Annotated in this window: 18 protein-coding genes and 1 tRNA gene; 8 read left to right on the top strand and 11 right to left on the bottom strand. The window is 39.8% G+C overall.

All coding sequences use genetic code 11. The annotated features are described in order from the left end of the window. The first annotated feature begins 86 nt into the window (after positions 1 to 86). Positions 87 to 698: a DUF308 domain-containing protein gene (locus tag IWA51_RS10655; protein ID WP_177528595.1), complete on the top strand. Its 612-nt coding sequence runs from the start codon at positions 87 to 89 to the stop codon at positions 696 to 698. A 38-nt stretch (positions 699 to 736) separates the two neighbouring features. After that, entirely contained in the window at positions 737 to 1,573 is an 837-nt protein-coding gene (gene thyX, locus IWA51_RS10650) for an FAD-dependent thymidylate synthase (RefSeq protein ID WP_177528594.1), read from the top strand. A 92-nt stretch (positions 1,574 to 1,665) separates the two neighbouring features. Here thyX and IWA51_RS10645 read toward each other — a convergent pair whose 3' ends face one another. Both IWA51_RS10645 and IWA51_RS10640 read right to left on the bottom strand, forming a co-directional pair. Further along, positions 1,666 to 3,714: a hypothetical protein gene (locus tag IWA51_RS10645; protein WP_198442401.1), complete on the bottom strand. Its 2,049-nt coding sequence runs from the start codon at positions 3,712 to 3,714 to the stop codon at positions 1,666 to 1,668. 18 nt (positions 3,715 to 3,732) lie between these two features. Next, positions 3,733 to 4,800 (bottom strand): DUF2804 family protein, encoded by a 1,068-nt coding sequence (locus IWA51_RS10640; protein WP_177528592.1) that lies wholly within the window; start codon positions 4,798 to 4,800, stop codon positions 3,733 to 3,735. A 532-nt stretch (positions 4,801 to 5,332) separates the two neighbouring features. On the opposite strand from IWA51_RS10640, the gene IWA51_RS10635 reads away from it, so the two are divergent. Together IWA51_RS10635 and IWA51_RS10630 are read left to right on the top strand one after the other, a co-directional pair. Beyond that, positions 5,333 to 6,886 carry an MBL fold metallo-hydrolase RNA specificity domain-containing protein gene (locus tag IWA51_RS10635; protein ID WP_198442400.1) on the top strand — a complete coding sequence of 518 codons (1,554 nt, stop codon included), beginning with the start codon at positions 5,333 to 5,335 and terminating at the stop codon, positions 6,884 to 6,886. A 12-nt stretch (positions 6,887 to 6,898) separates the two neighbouring features. Next, positions 6,899 to 7,111 (top strand): SlyX family protein, encoded by a 213-nt coding sequence (locus IWA51_RS10630; RefSeq protein WP_177528590.1) that lies wholly within the window; start codon positions 6,899 to 6,901, stop codon positions 7,109 to 7,111. Between the two features lie 25 nt (positions 7,112 to 7,136). Here the strand turns inward: IWA51_RS10630 and IWA51_RS10625 are convergent, their stop codons facing one another. Then, positions 7,137 to 7,907, bottom strand: coding sequence for a hypothetical protein (locus IWA51_RS10625; protein WP_198442399.1), 771 nt, complete (start codon positions 7,905 to 7,907; stop codon positions 7,137 to 7,139). A gap of 24 nt (positions 7,908 to 7,931) precedes the next feature. Continuing rightward, on the bottom strand, positions 7,932 to 8,528 hold the full coding sequence (locus IWA51_RS10620; protein WP_198442398.1) for a C40 family peptidase: 597 nt from the start codon (positions 8,526 to 8,528) through the stop codon (positions 7,932 to 7,934). Between the two features lie 128 nt (positions 8,529 to 8,656). Between IWA51_RS10620 and IWA51_RS10615 the strand changes: the two genes are divergently transcribed. Further along, a tRNA-Met gene (locus IWA51_RS10615) sits at positions 8,657 to 8,729 on the top strand. A 236-nt stretch (positions 8,730 to 8,965) separates the two neighbouring features. On the opposite strand, the gene IWA51_RS10610 is transcribed toward IWA51_RS10615, so the two are convergent. The 6 genes from IWA51_RS10610 to IWA51_RS10585 all read right to left on the bottom strand — a co-directional run bounded on the left by IWA51_RS10610 (position 8,966) and on the right by IWA51_RS10585 (position 13,646). After that, positions 8,966 to 9,190, bottom strand: coding sequence for an ATP-binding protein (locus IWA51_RS10610; protein WP_177528587.1), 225 nt, complete (start codon positions 9,188 to 9,190; stop codon positions 8,966 to 8,968). After that, positions 9,174 to 9,365 carry a hypothetical protein gene (locus tag IWA51_RS10605; RefSeq protein WP_177528586.1) on the bottom strand — a complete coding sequence of 64 codons (192 nt, stop codon included), beginning with the start codon at positions 9,363 to 9,365 and terminating at the stop codon, positions 9,174 to 9,176. Before IWA51_RS10605 ends, IWA51_RS10610 begins: the two co-directional genes overlap by 17 nt. A gap of 33 nt (positions 9,366 to 9,398) precedes the next feature. Continuing rightward, on the bottom strand, positions 9,399 to 10,649 hold the full coding sequence (locus IWA51_RS10600; protein ID WP_198442397.1) for an ATP-binding protein: 1,251 nt from the start codon (positions 10,647 to 10,649) through the stop codon (positions 9,399 to 9,401). A gap of 179 nt (positions 10,650 to 10,828) precedes the next feature. Continuing rightward, positions 10,829 to 11,683, bottom strand: coding sequence for an amidohydrolase family protein (locus IWA51_RS10595; RefSeq protein WP_198442396.1), 855 nt, complete (start codon positions 11,681 to 11,683; stop codon positions 10,829 to 10,831). Between the two features lie 10 nt (positions 11,684 to 11,693). Next, complete coding sequence (locus tag IWA51_RS10590) at positions 11,694 to 13,157, bottom strand: radical SAM protein (protein WP_198442395.1); 1,464 nt, start codon at positions 13,155 to 13,157, stop codon at positions 11,694 to 11,696. A gap of 318 nt (positions 13,158 to 13,475) precedes the next feature. Next, the gene (locus tag IWA51_RS10585) at positions 13,476 to 13,646 is read right to left on the bottom strand and encodes a hypothetical protein (RefSeq protein ID WP_198442394.1); all 171 of its coding nucleotides are present in this window, start codon (positions 13,644 to 13,646) and stop codon (positions 13,476 to 13,478) included. Positions 13,647 to 13,790: 144 nt separating this feature from the next. On the opposite strand from IWA51_RS10585, the gene IWA51_RS10580 reads away from it, so the two are divergent. Next, a complete protein-coding gene (locus IWA51_RS10580; protein WP_198442393.1) occupies positions 13,791 to 14,126 on the top strand; it encodes a hypothetical protein in 336 nt (111 codons plus the stop codon). A gap of 178 nt (positions 14,127 to 14,304) precedes the next feature. Here the strand turns inward: IWA51_RS10580 and IWA51_RS10575 are convergent, their stop codons facing one another. Continuing rightward, the gene (locus IWA51_RS10575; RefSeq protein WP_198442392.1) at positions 14,305 to 14,796 is read right to left on the bottom strand and encodes a DNA-deoxyinosine glycosylase; all 492 of its coding nucleotides are present in this window, start codon (positions 14,794 to 14,796) and stop codon (positions 14,305 to 14,307) included. A 180-nt stretch (positions 14,797 to 14,976) separates the two neighbouring features. Here IWA51_RS10575 and IWA51_RS10570 point away from each other — a divergent pair, with 180 nt between their 5' ends. Together IWA51_RS10570 and IWA51_RS10565 are read left to right on the top strand one after the other, a co-directional pair. Continuing rightward, a complete protein-coding gene (locus tag IWA51_RS10570; RefSeq protein WP_198442391.1) occupies positions 14,977 to 16,173 on the top strand; it encodes a trans-sulfuration enzyme family protein in 1,197 nt (398 codons plus the stop codon). Positions 16,174 to 16,193: 20 nt separating this feature from the next. Then, complete coding sequence (locus IWA51_RS10565; RefSeq protein WP_198442390.1) at positions 16,194 to 17,375, top strand: MalY/PatB family protein; 1,182 nt, start codon at positions 16,194 to 16,196, stop codon at positions 17,373 to 17,375. Positions 17,376 to 17,446 lie beyond the last annotated feature (71 nt).

The following is a 17,446-nucleotide window of genomic DNA, read 5'->3' as shown; positions in this document are numbered from 1 at the left end:
CCAGGTCCGGTTCTGGTTCCGGCTACTGACGAAAGTGCAGTATAATGTTATACTATTGTAATCATTCTCTTTTTATTGGAGGTTGTATGAATAAAAATAATGTGATTATCGGAGCACTGGTTGCTCTTCTGGGACTGATTGTTCTTATTAACCCGGCAGACAGCATTCGTGTTGTTGTCGTACTTATTGGAATTGCCGCTATAATAAACGGAATTTACGAATTCGTTAAGATCCGCTCGCTTTCCAATGACAGCGCTTTCAGAACTACGGTTACGGTGCGTTCTGCCTGCAGTATTGTACTTGGGCTTGTTGCGGTTATTCTGCCGTTTGCCCTGTTCAGCGCGGTAACAAGTATTATAAGAATTCTTCTCTATATAGAAGCGGTATATCTTCTTGTTTCTGCCGTTACCCAGTTTTTTACATGGACTCGCCTTAAAAGTTCCGGGGTTTCTTTTCCGGGAATGGGAATAGAAATTGTCGTGACTGTAGTGGTCGCGGTTGTTCTTCTTATGCTTCCTGCTGACTTTGGCGTAAAAATTGTGCGTGTTCTTGGCGCCGTTATTCTTGCTGTGGGTGTGCTTTATGCATTCTATTCATGGAAGAACAAGGCTTATGTCGTTACACCAGAGAATGTTCATGATGCAGATGAAAAAACAGACGCCACTTCTTCAGGTTCAGACGATCCGGCTGCAAAATAAAACAAAATTGAATTTAAAATAAAATATAGGGGTTATTTATGGCACATTGTGTGGTTCCTGCTGCGGAAGAGATTTTGGACAAAGAGTTTCCTGTTTTGGACAAGGGATTTGTGCGTCTTGTAGATTATTACGGAAGCGATGAGCGCATTGTTCAGGCTGCACGTGTTTCTTACGGAGCGGGAACAAAATCTGTAAGCCAGGACGCGGCACTTATTGACTATCTGATCAGACACGAGCATACTTCACCGCTTGAACACGTTGTTTTTACCTTCCATGTCAAAGTACCCATTTTTGTTGCAAGACAGTGGGTAAGACACAGAATGGCACGCATGAATGAAGTTTCGGGTCGTTATAGTGTAATGAAAGATGAATTTTATGTTCCCGAAACTTCCTGCATTTCTGTTCAGTCAAAGGACAACAAGCAGGGAAGGGGAGAAGCTCTTGCTCCCGAAGCCGCAAAGAAAATTCAGGATGAATTTATTCAGGGTCAGGAAACTGCATACAAGTCGTATTCAGAAATGATTGACGGCGGACTTGCGCGCGAAATTGCAAGAATAAACCTACCGCTTTCACTGTACACTGAATTCTACTGGCAGATGGATCTTCACAATCTGTTCCATTTCCTTAAGCTGCGTCTTGACTCACACGCACAGTATGAGATTCAGGAATACGGAAAAGTCATTTTTGAAATAGCAAAGAAAGTCTGTCCTATGGCATGCGCTTCTTTTGAAAACATCATGCATAACGGGGTAAGCTTTAACGGTGAAGAGATGCAGGCTTTGAGGGCTGTTCTTGCCGGTAAGGAAAATCCGCTTACAGATGAAAAGAAGCTCAAGCGCTTTAACGAAAAAATCGCTACTGGCGTTCAACTTTAATATTCTGAATTTTAACACACGGATTTGCTCAGCAGGAAAGGGTGAGAAGTGAAAGATAAAATGTATTAATTTTCACCTCTCACCCTTTAACATTATGCATTCTGCCGGGCTGCGATGGCCTTTTTTATTGCGTCTGTAAATAGCTGGTTCTGGTCACTTCTTTCTTCTACAGAGAACTGCGGTCCGCCGTCTTTTTCTGAAATTCTGTAAAGATTTTCGGGGTCCGTAGAATAGGCTGGGCTTGCCGGATTGTTGATCCACCAGTCCAGTACAGAAATAAGGCACAGCGTGTATTTAATGAGATTTGCGTTTGTTGCGGCAGTTTCTGCGTCACTTCTTTTTGCCCCCAAAAGAACATCAAGTCTTTTTGAAACAGAATTGGGCAGATCAAACTGGTATCTGTCCCAGGGATTCATTACGCCAAGGACTGCCTTTTTTCCTGCCGACGCTTCATCAATACGGCCTGCTATAATAGAAAGCACTGTTTTAAGAAAGTCTGTTCTTGAATAAAGCGGCTTGTACTTTGTGTCGTTTACCGGCTTTTGAATAAGCGGTGCATTGAACTTAAAGTGCGGAAGATAATAGTATTTTGCGCGCCACAGAATATTGTTAAGGTTTTCTTTTCCTGCCTGTGACGAAACGTAATCTTTCTGCGTGTAAATGCGGTTTACGTAATTGCTTAAATAATCGCCGTATTTTTTGTCAAACAGGTCTTCGTGGTATGAAGCCCAGTCGTTCATTGCTTCTACAATGTCATCTCCCATAGAGGAAAGCTTCTGGTCGGCCTTTGTGTTAAAGTTAATGTTGCGGCATCCATGAAAGAAATCTTCTATTATACGTATAAGAATAACAGTAACCTGGACAGGATTTTCGGGGTGCACTACATTGAATCCGTCGCGGAATTTGTAAATGGGCTGGAAGTACGGGTAAAGGTCGGGATGGGACTCCAGACTGCTGAATCCGGCCTGGGGGAACAGTTGTTCAAGAATCTTGAGCCCTGTATTTACAAGTTCATCACGTTTTCCGGCAATGTGAACAGACTCTTCGGCCTTTTTGCGACGTTCCTCTTCACGTTTTTTTGCATCTTCCGCAGACTTCTTTTTCTTTTCGGGAAGAAGAAGGTCAAATTTTCCTACATTAAGAAACTGCAGAATCTGCGCAATCTGTGAAGTAAAGAAACGCGGGAATTCAACATATTCAGAAGAGCACATGCGCATAAGAAGCGGGTACATGCCTTTGATTATCTGGTTGTAGATGTAAATCCATTCGGTAATGCCCTGTTTTGCAAGCATCTGAAGTTTTTTCTGGTCAGAGTCGGCAAAGGCTGTGAGGTCAGAGTAAATTTCTTTTATAAGAGCCGGAATCTGCTGTTCGCCGATGTAGTAAATTGTAATAAGTTCGTGGTAAACTGCGCGTACAAACGGAATGAGCATTGCAACAGTCAAGTTTTCTGACATATTCTGAACATCAATCGCAAGAACTTTTATATCGCGCATAGTCCAGTGGCCGATTGTCCTTAAAAACTTGAACTTAAGGTCGGGTTCCTGCGCAATTTTGCTTTTGTAAATATCCGGCGAAAGCTGAATAAAAGTCTTGATTGTGCTTATAAACGTCTGCATGTGGTCTACGTGGCGCTTTGTAAAATACTCTCCGAACGAACGTGACACGCGCTCCCTGTTTTTTGTGGACATTCTGAAAAAAACATTGAATATTCCGTAGTTTGGTTTTATGGAATATTCGTGCGACATCATTAAGTGGTCCATCAGTTTTTCATCACGTGCTGTTATAGCCGGAAGGTCTTCATCTGTTTTTCTGCGCTTGGCCTGGCTTGAAGAAGAAATAAGCTGGTTTACCGATCCCATCTGTTTTGTATTGCTGATAGCCGTTACTGATGCACTCCGGGAAGAAATGTCAGAAGAAGAAAGGCCCGAGGCTCTGATTACTTCGGGGCGGCGCTTTTTGCCCGGAATATTGATTTCTTCTATAGGAAGCGAACGTTCCTGAAGGACTTCGCCGCCCAGTTTTTTCTGCATGAATTCAGCTTCACGTGCGTCAATGGGGCCTATGTTGCGGCGTGTTTTGTCAATTGAACCAGGTTCAAGCCTGCGTGTTCCTTTTCCTGTAGTCTTCTGTTCTTCCATATAAGCCTCCGGTTGCGGTTAAAGCCTTATCAAATAGTTTTCTGCGATGGCCGTCATAGAGCGGAATGAAATTTTTTCTCCTGCTGCGGTCATTATTGTTCCTTCCAGAGTGCCGAATATTGTGTGATAGACGGTTCTTAGAATAAAAATGCTTATTTTGCTCAGATTTTCGGAAACAGGTGTAAATGTAAGGTCAACCATATTTTCTGTATCCTGAATAATCCACTTGTTTGAAATACCGTAGGAATGTGTCATTAAAACCGGAGGCAGCGGGGTAACCGTTCCGTCACAAAAGAGCACGTTTGCGTTGTAAAGCTCGCGGTTTACAGAATTCTGCGAGCCTGACTCTATGCGGAACGATACTTTTTTTCCTGCAACAGTTCCCATTGCGGTAATTGTCTCGCCGTGTGAGCGGAACTTCATGTAGGTTCTGTGCATGTTCATGAACGCAAGTCCGTCGGCATCGCTCATTGTGCGTATGGCACCGTGTCCGGGAATAAGTGTGATTGCTCCGTGAAGGGACATGGCGGCATTGTAAATACCCGAACAGCGTCTTAAAGTTGGGGCAGGAAGAACTGTGGTAAGTTCGGCAAAACTTTTGTCAGAAAAAGCTGCCACAAGTGCAGCATTTGCAGAAGGACGGACGCTGTCTCCATGCAGGTTGAATATTACCGAAAGCTTGTCGTGCCTGCGGTCCCAGCTTATGCGTATGTAGCGTGACTTTTTGTAACTGGAAGTAGAAGCAGTTTCAAGACCGTGCGGAACAAACCGCTTTCGGGGTCCCATGACTGAACGGTAAACGAATTTCTGCTTCGTTGCGGTGTTCCAGAAAACGACTTCTGCAAAACCGAATACTTTTGCATCAACAAAACTTATGCTTCCTGCATATTCGCCAATCATAAAGTAAAACGAAAGACGGCTTTTTATGCGCAGATTTGTTATGAGAGTCGGAATAGGAACTGTTCCGTAAGGCTTGTAAACGCCCCTTATGTCGAGCCTTTTGGGATGTCCGGCGAATGTGCCGAAAACAGGCCTTTTGTTTTTTACGAAACTTCCAGGCTGTTCAAGTATTTGTCTTGTGTACAAAGAATCCTTCCTGTTTATAGGTTTTCATGAATGGAAAAGCTATCGCTGAAAACTTTCTATATTATAGCGGAAATTTTCCTTAAATGGAAGTTAAAAGCACACCATATTCAAAAACAAGATGTTTTTAAGGTTAAAAATGTATGTTTTTTTTCATATAAGTTCAATGTGTGGTATACTGTATATTAAGTTTGGCGAAGCCAAACTTAATAACTGACAGTTTGCGTTGCAAACTGTCCAGAAGACTGGGCTTTCTTTTTTGCTTCGCAAACTGTCCGGAAGAGGAGATGTATATAAAATCAGGCTTTGCCAAACTTAATAACTTACAGTTTGCTTCGCAAACTGTCCGGAAGAGGAGATGTATATTAAATTAGGCTTCGCCAAACTTAATAACTTACAGTTTGCTTTGCAAACTGTCCAGAAGAGGAGATGTATATAAAATCAGGCTTCGCCAAACTTAATAACTGACAGTTTGCTTCGCAGACTGTCCAGAAGAAAAAATTTTAAAAAAAATATTTATAATCAGGAGGAAAATATGAGTGTTACTTGTTATTCTTTGGGTGCGGCAGAGGAAGTTACCGGAAGCAAACACATTCTTGAAATAGACGGAAGAAGCTTTATGATTGACTGCGGGGCTTTTCAGGGAAAACGTGCCGAGGCAGACAAAAAAAACAGAAACTTTGATTTTGCAGCAGACAAAATAGAAAGCGTTGTATTGACCCACGCTCATTTTGACCACTGCGGACTTCTTCCTGTTCTTGCAAAAAACAAATATGACGGCAATATTTATGCAACACCGGCTACACGCGATCTTGCAAACATCGTAATGATGGACAGCGCAAGAATACAGGCCCGCGATGCTGAATTCCTTGCAAAACAGGCCGCCAAAAAAGGTGAAAAATTTACCTGGAAGCCGCTGTTCCGCGAAGCAGACTGTGTAAAGGCAGCCAACCAGATAATTACACTCGGTTACAACCGCGAAATGTACATTGCCCCCGACGTAAGACTTGAATTCTTTGACGCGGGCCACATTCTGGGCAGTTCTCTCGCTTATTTTACAATAACGGGACAGCGCAAAAACCACATTACCGGCCGCAAGTCAGGCGGTGTCAGCGAACAGACAAAAAACTGGTGGCACAGGATATTCGGGCCAAAAGATGCAGTACAGACAGCAGTAACGGTAAACGGGGAGTCTGCCTTATGCGGTGCACCTTCCGACGAACTGCGCATTCTTTACACGGGAGACCTTGGCCGCCGCAACAAGCCTATAATCCGCGACCCGGCAACAGACATGAAGGCACCCGACTATATCTTTATGGAAAGTACTTATGGTAATCGCCTTCACGAAAGTCCCGGAGTGGCAATGGACGACCTTGAAAAAATAATCAGGCGTGCAATTGACCGTAAGGGAAAAATCATAATTCCGTCTTTTGCAATAGAGCGTGCCCAGGAACTTGTCTATTACCTGCACCTTCTTGTAGACAAAAAGAAAATTCCGCAGATACCTATTTATCTTGACAGTCCGATGGCAGTCAATGCAACCGGAATCTACCAGTTGCACCAGGAATGCTACGATGACGAAACAAAGAAAGCCTTTATCGAGCACCACAAAAATCCGTTCGGATTCAACTCGCTTACGACAATAACAAGTGTAGATGAGTCCAAGGAACTTAACAAAAAACCGGGTCCGATGATTATAATAAGTGCCGACGGAATGTGTGAAGCAGGCCGTGTACTTTATCATCTTGCAAACAACATAAACAATCCCAACAATATAATTCTTCTTGTAGGATACATGTCAGAAAACACTTTGGGAAGAAAACTCAAGGACGGTGCAAAAGAAGTGCGCATACTCGGTGACTGGTACAATGTAAAAGCCAGTGTCGAGTCAATAAACGCATTCAGTGCACATGCAGACTACAGGGAATGTGTTGAATGGCTTAATTCCATAGATACAAGCCGCCTTAAAAAGATTTTCCTCGTTCACGGAGAAAAAGACGCGCAGGCAGCCTTTGTGGAATATCTGGCTAAAAATGGATATACTGACACGCAGATTGTCAAATACGGGGAAACCTATAATCTTGAATAATCTGAGGAAAATATGGAAAAAGAAGCAGCAGACCGTATAACGGGCCTGGAAATAAAACTTGCATATCTTGAAGATTATGTAAACCAGCTTCAGGCCGTGTCGGTTGAACATACTGAAACAATAGAAAGGCTCATCACCGAAAACAGAATGATGAGCCGTAAAATACGCGATATGTCTGACCAGCTTGAAGGCGATATTCCCAACAGAAAGCCGCCGCACTATTAACCGGTTTTAGCGGAGGTTTATCTGGCTACCAGGTTATGCTGAATGTTTTCGGCTCGGAAAGCGTAAGGAATTCTGACAGCGGAATATTCAGCACGGCCTTGTTTGCCAGCGTACGCGCGCGTTCCGTACTGGAAAGCGATGTCTTTTTTATGGAAGCACCGTCGGGCGGGCAGAGTGTGATTCTTACCTGTGCACTTTCCATTTCTGCGGCCATTTTTTCGCCGTAAACTGTAGAAACAAGTTCCCTGTATTCCTGCGCGCTCATACTTTCCTGCGTAAGAACCGGTGCCATTAGCAAATCAAGATAACTGCGGGTTTCTTCGGGAAGTGAAGATGCAAATGTGCGCAGTGTTGCCGGTGACAGAATAAGTGTAAGCGAATTTTTTGTGCATGTAATAAAATTTGCAATCTTCAGATTCCCTTTGTCAGAAAATGATTTCTGGTTTTCGGGGGAAGGAATTGTTCCACTTATTGAAACTGAATCTTTTGCAGGAACTTCGACTTTTAAGTCCTGGAAGTCGCTTCCGCTGAACGCAGTTTCTATTTCCTGTTTGGAAAAGATTTGTGTAGTTTCGGGTGCAGACTGGGTTCCGGATGCGGAAATTTCATTTATTCCTGCAGTAAGGGAATCTATTGTATCGCAGAGAATTTTCCCCAGATTCAGTTTAACCTGAGCCTGTGCGCTTTTGTCGTTTGCCGCTTTTATGTCCACACTGGCGGAACATCCTGTAAATGCAATCAATATAAGAAGATATACTGTGCTGTAAATGTACTTGTACTTGCAGTTCATATTCATAAAACAATTTTGCCTTTTGGACGGTTACTTTGCCGCCTCGTTTTTTATTTTGACAGCCGCGTTGTATTCCTTTGTAGAAGGAAGAAAGCGTCCGTATGCAAAGAAATGCCCCTTCCAGAACTTCTGGCTCATCAACGTAAGCTGAACTCCTGTTTTGGGCCCGTCACTGACAGCCGAAACAAATACCCTGCGCCCCTCGAAGGCACGGTTTTTTCCGTGATAGACGCCGCAGTATATGCCTACATGCGTTATGCGTTCCGAAGCAGGGTCGTTCTTGAAGAAAACGAGATCCCCTGGTTCACGCTCCTGCGGTTTGATTCGCTTTGTTGCAGTGTAAAGGGAATGTGCAGTCCGGGGCAGCTGTACTCCCACTGAATTTGCGGCAACATAAGTTACGAATCCGCTGCAGTCCATTCCGTTTTCGGGAGAGTCGCCACCGTAAACGTAAGGAGTTCCCTGAAGTTTGAGTGCGTATGTAATAAGCGCCTGTCTCTGTTCCGAAACCCTGGGGGCTGCCGCAAGCGGCATTATTCTGAACATCGCAAACAGTACAAATGCCGCTGTAATAAAAATGCGCCGCGCCGCAACAAGGTTTTCGCGGTTGTATTTTGAATAGTTCATCACTTAAATTATCGGCATGCATTCATGTTTTTTTTATCTTTGAAAAAAAATAAAAATTTCTTTAAAAACAGCCCCAAAGTAATTGACACCTTTACAAAAAAGAAGTATATTAAATGAACATATTACGACGCTGGGTAGAGCAGTTGGCAGCTCGTCGGGCTCATAACCCGGAGGCCGCAGGTTCAAGTCCTGCCCCAGCTAAAAAAGAGAAAGCTTCAGTAAAAAAACTGGAGTTTTTCTTTTTTTAAAGAATAAATCTGTTTTATCTGCAGGACTTGAAGTGTAGTGAACGCCGACCAAGCGGGAGGAAAAGCACACAGGATGTGTGCGTCAGTGAACGGAACCGGCCTGTAGGGAGCAGACACGATGTCTGCGAGCGGAAGGCAAGTCCTGCCCCAGCTAAAAAGAAAAAACTTCAGTTACTGACTGGAGTTTTTTTATTCTTCCAGCAGCCAGTCCAACACGTTGATTTGTTTTATTCCGTCGTGGTTTGGAACAATATCGTAATCCATAGTCAAAAGAATTTTTTCGTAATTGTTATTAATCATCTGCAAAGGTTTAAGTTCGCGATGCAAAGTTGAATCATCCATGGCAGTGTATGCGACCTGGTAATATTTTTTAATTCCATTTGCTATTGTAACAAAATCAATTTGAACTTTCACTTTGCAAACAGATTACAGGTTTGTCTTTTGAACTTTTACCTTTTATTGCAATTTGTTTGTTCAGAACAAGCTGTTCATTGTAAGTTCCGCTTTTGACAAAAATTACATCGCCGTTATGGGAAACATTAATTGCAGCCTGAATTGACTGCCCGTTTTCTACTGTAATAGTTGTCATAAGTTATCCTGTAAAACACTGTTCCTTACATGATTATGTTTCCAAAATAGATTCATTGTTTAAAAAGTCAAGAAAATTAATTGTAAGTATTCCATTATCGTCGTATACAGGAGGTGTAATATCATTTGTAATTACTATCTTTTTAAATGAATCTCCTGACTTTATAAATGGTCTTATTTCCTGTTCTCTTTTTGTTGAATCCGGTAATGAATAAGCAGACTGAATATAATATTTTTTCATTCCCATCGTACAGATAAAATCTATTTCCAACTGTTTTTTAACTGACATTGCTTTTTCATTTTTTTCTATAACAGGAACAACTCCGATATCTACTCCAAATCCTCTGATTTTTAATTCATTGTAAATAATATTTTCCATTATGTGCGTTGGTTCATTTTGTCTGAATCCAAGACGTACGTTGCGGAGTCCTAAATCACTAAAATAATATTTCTGAGGAGTTTCTATATACGCTTTTCCTTTTATATCATAGCGTTTTGCAGATTCAATAAGAAAAGAATCTTCACAATATTCAATATACTTTGCAATTGTATTAGCAGTAATTTTTGATTTTTTTACAGTTCGGAAAGTATTCATAAGTTTTTCGGGATTTGTAAGTGAACCGATTGAAGAAGATAAAATATTCAGCAGGTCTTCCAGCTCCCTTTGATTTCTAATTTTATGTTTGAGGATAATATCACGAATGTAAGTTTCTTCAAAAAGTGTTTTTAATAATTTTGCTTTATCTTCTTCTGCAGCCAGCACAACAAGCGGAATGCCACCCCATAACATATATTCCTGCAGTGCGTGTTGGTTGTCCCCATTATAAACAGATTTGAATTCTGAAAAACTCAATGGGTACATGTGAATTTCATCTCCTCGACCTGCAAACTCTGTTGCAATATCTTTGGAAAGAAATTTTGCATTGCTTCCGGTTACATAAACTTCAACATTGGGTTTTTCATTAAGACCGTTCAGAACAGATTCGAATCTGTCCATAAGTTGAATTTCATCCAAAAGAAAATAGTATGTTTTGTTATCTGTTATTTTTTCTGTAGCCCATGTATAAAATTCTTTTGGATTTAAATTTTTTTCATTTTCAAAGGAATCAAGCGACATGTGCAGAATATGATTTTCTGGTATACCTTCATCAATAAGAGCATTTTTAAAAATTGTTCCAAGCAAATATGATTTTCCACATCGGCGAATCCCGGTAATAATTTTTATAAGACCATTGTTTCTCTTTCGCAAAAGCGTGTTAAGGTAGCGGTTGCGGTTAATTTCCATAAAACCTCTTACAAAGGATTTTTACACCTTTTTATATTTTTCCTTTGTATTGTATACTCGTATGATAAATAAAACAATAGTCTGTAAAGGATTTTTACACCTTTTTTATAAATTCTTCTGCAAAACATTGTTTTCATTGAAAATGTTTATACAAACTGATAAAGTTTTTCAATCTATTTTTACAACACTTCCGGGAACAAAAATGTTTTAATATTTTGACAATTCAAAAAAGCATTGCGGTGAATTTCTTTGACTCCATTTGGAATTATTACTTCACCTTTTAGATTTGTGTGGTCCTTAATCGGAAAATCGCTCCCGTAAACAAGGCGATTTGCAAAACCTTTGTTCTGTATTTTTAAAATATTCTCTTGATTCGAAAACGCTGTATCAAAAACTACATTTGAATAATTATTAAGCATGTAAATTGCTTCGTCAATTTTTTTTATGTGCGCAAGTTGAACAATGCATTTTGAATATTTTGCAATGAATGGCTCAAACTTGCGTGGACAGTCAACAGAGTCATTACCCGTGTGAATTAAAATTCGAAGCTTATTTTTTTCTGCAAAAGAGAAAACTCGTTCTGTAAGTTCAAATGTTGCGTCATCTGAAAAATCCCAGTTTTGCGCACGAGGATGTATTTTAAAACCTTCATAGAAAACAGATTCCGAAATAAATTCGGAATGATTCAATAAGCCGTCATCCTGAACTTGATTCAGGATCTTACTGAAATATTTTTCAAAATATACACCGGATTTTTCAAACTCGGGAACAAGCCAGTAAAGCGGGTGAATTTTTATTCCATAAAGTTTTGCATGATTAATTGCAATATTAAATTCTTCATTTACGGCATCTACAATTTGTTTTGCATTCGGCTGGTTTTGTAATTCCGGATGCTGTTCGCGACAATAAATGCACGACGTTGTTGACGAAATCCAGGCTTCTGTAATTTTACGTTTTGCCAAATCGTCAACAACGCGTTGCGGATAAAAATATTCGTTATTATATTGTCCAAAGTGAACATGAAAATCTGTCAAATCTTTATTTTCACACCTCTTTTAATTTTGCATTTCTCCAGTCCAATACAATCTGCTTGTTTTTTGCGGCAACTGCACAAAAATGTCTGTTGATTTCCAGAGGATTTCCTGTAGGACTTTCGTTGGCATTTCGAACCATGCACGGAGCGCAAAAGGCTGCTTTGTCGCATTTGCAGCATTCACCGTTTCCAAGGTCTTTCATTTTTAAACCGCGAAGCCATTTTATTTTTTCTGAATTGTCCCAAATGTTCTGCAAATTGTCTTCGTTTAAGTTTCCCAAAACCATTTCCTGCCATCCGGCACATGGATAAACATTTCCGTTGCTTACCATACAACAAGAAGAAATACCAACTCCGCACAAACGGCGTTCCGGATTAAACTGAGCCTGATTACAACGTTCTTCAAATTCTGATTCAAGAATTGATTTTTGATAATCTTCATCGCCAAGTACAATAGTTTCGATTACTTTGCCTGCTTCTTCTACAGAAAGTCTGTTTGCAAGATTTTCTGTTTCGTGGTTGTACTGTGCCATCATAATGTAGTCAGTTTGGGCGCGGATTTTGTGTTCAGTGCACCAAGCCAAAACATCTTTAAAATCATCTTTGTTTCCTTTCATTGTTGGACAACTTACATGAAGCGGAATATCGTTTTCGATTAATTTTAAAATTGCATTTTTTGTTTTCTCAAAACTGCCAGGCAAAGTTGTAATTGTATCATGATGTTCCGGAATCATTGAATAAAGCGAAACCTGAACTGATGAAACATTGCTTTCTTTCATAATCTGAATTGTTTCGTCATCAAGCAAAGTTAGGTTTGAAAGAATGTTTACATAAAAGTCGTATTTTTTTGCAGCGCGTAAGTATTCTTTAAAATGAGGATGGCACATCGGCTCTCCACCGGAAAGTGTTACAGACAAAACTCCCATTTTACTAAGCTGCTCAAGTGTTGAATAATAAAGCTCGTCCGTAATGTTATTCAATTTGAACTTATGCGGAATGTAGCAGTGAACGCAGCGTTCGTTGCATTTTGAAGTCAGTTCAATTTGGAACGATGTCAAGTGTGGTTTGTCTTTAAAATGCTTTTCCAAAAACTCCTGAGTGTCGCTGTCTGCACGCTGAATTGTCGGTGTAAAATCTTCACGTGCTGTTTTTGGTAAAATTGAATTATATGTAAAGCCAATGTCTTTGGCATTAAGTTCTTCTTCTGTTTCTCCTTTGATAATAAATCCGTCCTGGATTAATGTTTCGTAAAATTCTTGTGCGTCGCTTTTTATTGTTTCTCGGTCAACACCTGTGAATTGTGGTAAAATCTTATCTGTGAGTTCGTCAAGTGTTTGAGGCGTGCGGCTTAATGCGCATAAAAAAATTGTTCCGCTCTGGTTTACAATTCTGTCGTTAAAAATTCCTGTCGAAGTAATGTAGCCCACGCCGTCGTAGTTACGAATGTATGTGTCTTTTTTTTGTCTGTAAAGCATGATTAATTATTCCTTTTATTCTGAAAAAAAACACAGAAGTCCGAAGACCTCTGTGTAACAAGATTTAAAGCTCTCGCTTAGAAATGTGAACACAATCTATTGTGTTCGTTCACAATTAAGGCAGGAAGGCCAACCTCTGTTGTCTGCCGGGCATCCTGCAGCGTAACTTCCTGTAGAAGCGTTCTGAGCGATTACCTGTGGTTTTGTGTAAGCCATAGTTTCCTCCATTTTATAAAATAGCTCTCTTACAACGTAAGAGTAGGAAACTTTTTAGCGTTAGCGGTAAAAGTTTCCTAAATTACATTTGTCAATGTAATTTTATGCTATAGCATAAAATTTAAAAAATTGGCTTTCATTTGTGAAAAAATTACATATATCATTCGCAATGATGACACTGTGCACCCTTCCACCGATGCCTGCCGGGCATCCTGTAGCGTAGCTTCCTGTAGAAGCGTTCTGAGCGATTACCTGTGGTTTTGTATAAGCCATAGTTTTACTTCCGATTAACTTGGAATTACAGATTCAGCTGCGCGTATTGTAATAAATCCGTGCTTAAAACCAAGTCTTGAAATACCAAAGCTGAATTCAGATATTCCTACAAATATTATAGAACAATGGAAGCAGGAAGAAAAAATGCTTTTTGAAGTTGACGGCGAAGTACGGGAATGTTGTTTTGGAATATTTGGAAATCACGATGAACTTTTTTCTTATAAAGATGATTTTGATAATTTTTATCATGCAACAAATCTCGGAATGCAAAAATCATTTTTAGTGGAAGGCGGACATCACTCTTTATCAAAAGAAATTCTTAAATTTTATATCCAAAAAGGTTTTGACTATTTTCATTTATTGAGTGAACATTGCCGGCTTGCCCAGTATATTCCTTTTGATGATGGGTCAGACAAGGAATTGAATAAAAGCATTGCAGACTTTCAAAAACTTCTGCAAAATTATAAAAACACACAATAATTGAATAAAAATATCGGTTGCAAAATAATAAGTCGCAATTCAGATATTTTAAAATTCACAGAGAAAGAGTTATATTCCGAAGTTTTACAGTTGTCAAGAAAAGTTAGGAATATATTCCAACCTTTACCGTATTTTCGCAAAAGTTCGTAATGTATTCCAAAGATTCTTTCCAGCTTTATTAATGGAATGCGTCTGCAAATATTTTCTTTCTGTATTCTTCGCAAAGTTTTTCCAGAGTCCACGAAGCATTTGCCGGACTTGTGGAAGGAAGACCTTCGTACGGGACAGAATAATTTTTTGCACAAAGTTTTTCGTAAAGTAAAAGTGCGGTTTTTCCAGTACAAAAGATGCGGCTTATTTTTGATTCGTTAAGTATCTGCGTAAAATTATTTGGCACCGCGTTTTTAATTGAAGAATCCTGCGCACCGTCAATATCGCATCCGCACAGAACATCCCAAAGTGCAATATTATTCTGCAAAAGAAAAGCTCGCCGTTCGTTTACAGAAGGCAGCGTAACGCCGAATATTTTTTCCATTACCGGCCAGAATCTGTTGCGAGGGTGTATGTAGTAAAACCCAGCCAGCCTTGAAGCAGGCGAGGGCATAGTTCCCAAAAAAAGAATTCTGCTTTCGGTGTTCCATACAGGTCCAATATCATGAATTACATGCATAAAAAAGTTATATCATGAATTTCTTTATCCCGCTATATATTTTTCTTATTGCCGGTTATCAGAAACAAATATTGGAATAAACAAAAAAAAACGTGTAATATCTTATTAATGGAATCTCTAAAAATTGCAATTTTTGAGATAACCTTAATTAAAAAATTGATTTTTCAGGCGGGAGGATATATGTCAGACAGCAGTAAATTTGTTTCAGGAAGTCATGCCGGCTCTCCGGAACCTGCCCGTATTCCATGTGAATCTGCAGAATCATTTTGCGTGCACGGTTATACTCCTGTAGAAGAAAAAACAGGCGCTGTTGCAACTCCAATTTACTTGAGTACAACTTTTGCTCACCCTGAACTTGGTATTTCTACAGGCTACGATTACGGCCGTTGCCTAAACCCCACGCGCTTTGAACTTGAACAGACCGTTGCTGCCCTTGAACACTGCCACTATGCACTTGGATTTTCAAGTGGAATGACAGCACTCTCAGCTGTACTAAAATATTTTTCTCCCGGAGATGAAATAATTGTAAGCGATGATCTTTACGGCGGAACATACCGCATTTTTGAAATTTACAAACGCTTTGGAATAAAAGCAGTTTATACCGATACAAGCAATCTGAGGGAAGTTAAAAAAAATATAAATCCAAAAACACGCGCAATCTTTATCGAAACACCTTCGAATCCTACAATGAAGGTTACTTCCATAAAAGATTGTGCAGACCTGATTCACGCAAACAGCGGAATCCTGATTGCAGACAATACTTTTTTGTCTCCTTATCTGCAGACTCCAAAAGATTTTGGTGCTGATGTTATAATACATTCCGGAACAAAATTTTTAAGCGGTCATCATGATGTGCTATGCGGCTTTTTGATTTATGACAAAAAAGAATTTGATGATCTGTTCCGTTTTATTCAGATTTCAGAAGGCGGTGTTTTGTCACCGTTTGATGCATTTCTTGTTTTGCGCGGAATAAAAACTCTTGCAGTCAGAATTGAAAAAGCTCAGAAAAATGCAGAAAAAATTACGGACTTTCTCTGCAAAAATACGAACGTAAAAAAAGTTTATTACCCGTCGCTTTTGCCGGCTGAACAAAAACAAATTTACAAAAGCCAGGCGCGTGGTTATGGAGCAATGATAAGTTTTACAGTTGAGTCGCCGCAAAAAGTTTCTGACTTTCTTAAAAAACTAAAATTCATTCTGTTTGCAGAAAGTCTCGGCGGCGTGCAGACTCTTGTTACATATCCTGCAAGCCAGACACATAATTTTATTCCAAAAGAAATGAGAGAAAAAACCGGCGTAACAGACACGCTTCTAAGACTGAGTGTAGGAATAGAAAATGCAGACGAATTGATTGCAGATATAAAACAGGCGCTGTAGAAATAATTTTTGGAGGAACTATGAGTTATGATTTTGTATTTGTTGACAGAAAAAATACTGACTGTCTTAAGTTTGATTTTGCAAAAGAGCGAGGTTACAAAGAAGACTGTCTTTCCTACTGGGTTGCCGATATGGACTTTAAAACTGCACCCGAGATTTTGTCTGCAATTCATAATCGTGTTGAACACGGAATTTTCGGCTACACAGGTTATAAAGATCATTACTTTGAAGCCGTTGCACAGTGGATAAAAAATAATCATAGTTATGATGTAAAAAGAGAATGGCTTGTCGAAACTCCGGGCGTGGTTTTTGCACTTGCAACTGCAGTCAAAGCATTTACAGAACCAGGAGATTCAGTATTAATACAGCCGCCTGTTTATTATCCTTTTAAAAACGTAATTCTAAAAAACGAAAGAAAAGTCGTAACGTCACCTCTTGTGTGGAAAAAAGACAAAAATGGTTTTGGCAGGTTCGAGATAGATTTTGACGGCTTTGAAAATAAAATCAAAGAAAATAAAGTGCGCCTTTTCATTTTATGCAATCCGCATAATCCCGGCGGAAGAAGCTGGACAAAAGATGAACTAAAAAAAATTGCAGACATCTGCCTTAAGCACAATGTAATTGTTGTAAGCGATGAAATCCATTCAGACTTTGTATGGAAGCCCAATGCCCATACTGTATTTGCATCTGTTTGTGAACAGGCTCAAAAAATAACCGTAACCTGCACAAGTCCGAGCAAAAGTTTTAATCTTGCCGGACTTCAGGTTTCAAATATTTTTATTGCAGATGAAAACCTTAGAAAACGGTTTATGAGTGAACGTGACAAAACCGGTTATGATGAACCAAATACGCTCGGACTTGTTGCAGCAGAAGCTGCTTACCGCAGCGGCAAAAACTGGTTTGATGGAGCATCAGAATTTATCAGCAGCAATCTTGATTTTGCAGTTGAATACTTAAATAAAAACTCAAATGGCAAATTAAAATGCAAAAAGCCCGAAGCAACTTATCTTTTGTGGATAGACTGTAGTGCGCTTTGTTATGATGATGCAGAATTAAACCGCCGTATAAAAAAAGACGCAAATCTTTGGCTTGATCCTGGCAATATTTTTGGAGCAGAAGGAAAAATGTTCCAGCGGATAAATGTTGCAACCAGCCGAGAATATCTGCAGCGGGGGTTGGAGCGTTTTGTTGAAATTCTCTGAATTTACATCAAGACTTTAATCTGGACTGCGCACTGGACTGCATGCTTATTGAAAAATAGGTTGGTGTGGTT

Origin of the sequence: Treponema peruense (genome assembly GCF_016117655.1) — a bacterium.
Taxonomy (GTDB): domain Bacteria; phylum Spirochaetota; class Spirochaetia; order Treponematales; family Treponemataceae; genus Treponema_D; species Treponema_D peruense.
The sequence above is the reverse complement of the archived record's forward strand: the minus strand, read 5'-3'. Positions and strand labels throughout refer to the sequence as shown.

Coding starts and splice junctions, on each gene's coding strand:
- IWA51_RS10655 (WP_177528595.1), top strand. CDS start 87: ATGAATAAAAATAATGTGATTATCGGAGCACTGGTTGCTCTTCTGGGA.
- thyX (WP_177528594.1), top strand. CDS start 737: ATGGCACATTGTGTGGTTCCTGCTGCGGAAGAGATTTTGGACAAAGAG.
- IWA51_RS10645 (WP_198442401.1), bottom strand. CDS start 3,714: ATGGAAGAACAGAAGACTACAGGAAAAGGAACACGCAGGCTTGAACCT.
- IWA51_RS10635 (WP_198442400.1), top strand. CDS start 5,333: ATGAGTGTTACTTGTTATTCTTTGGGTGCGGCAGAGGAAGTTACCGGA.
- IWA51_RS10630 (WP_177528590.1), top strand. CDS start 6,899: ATGGAAAAAGAAGCAGCAGACCGTATAACGGGCCTGGAAATAAAACTT.
- IWA51_RS10625 (WP_198442399.1), bottom strand. CDS start 7,907: ATGAATATGAACTGCAAGTACAAGTACATTTACAGCACAGTATATCTT.
- IWA51_RS10620 (WP_198442398.1), bottom strand. CDS start 8,528: ATGAACTATTCAAAATACAACCGCGAAAACCTTGTTGCGGCGCGGCGC.
- IWA51_RS10605 (WP_177528586.1), bottom strand. CDS start 9,365: ATGACAACTATTACAGTAGAAAACGGGCAGTCAATTCAGGCTGCAATT.
- IWA51_RS10600 (WP_198442397.1), bottom strand. CDS start 10,649: ATGGAAATTAACCGCAACCGCTACCTTAACACGCTTTTGCGAAAGAGA.
- IWA51_RS10590 (WP_198442395.1), bottom strand. CDS start 13,157: ATGCTTTACAGACAAAAAAAAGACACATACATTCGTAACTACGACGGC.
- IWA51_RS10585 (WP_198442394.1), bottom strand. CDS start 13,646: ATGGCTTATACAAAACCACAGGTAATCGCTCAGAACGCTTCTACAGGA.
- IWA51_RS10580 (WP_198442393.1), top strand. CDS start 13,791: ATGCTTTTTGAAGTTGACGGCGAAGTACGGGAATGTTGTTTTGGAATA.
- IWA51_RS10575 (WP_198442392.1), bottom strand. CDS start 14,796: ATGCATGTAATTCATGATATTGGACCTGTATGGAACACCGAAAGCAGA.
- IWA51_RS10570 (WP_198442391.1), top strand. CDS start 14,977: ATGTCAGACAGCAGTAAATTTGTTTCAGGAAGTCATGCCGGCTCTCCG.
- IWA51_RS10565 (WP_198442390.1), top strand. CDS start 16,194: ATGAGTTATGATTTTGTATTTGTTGACAGAAAAAATACTGACTGTCTT.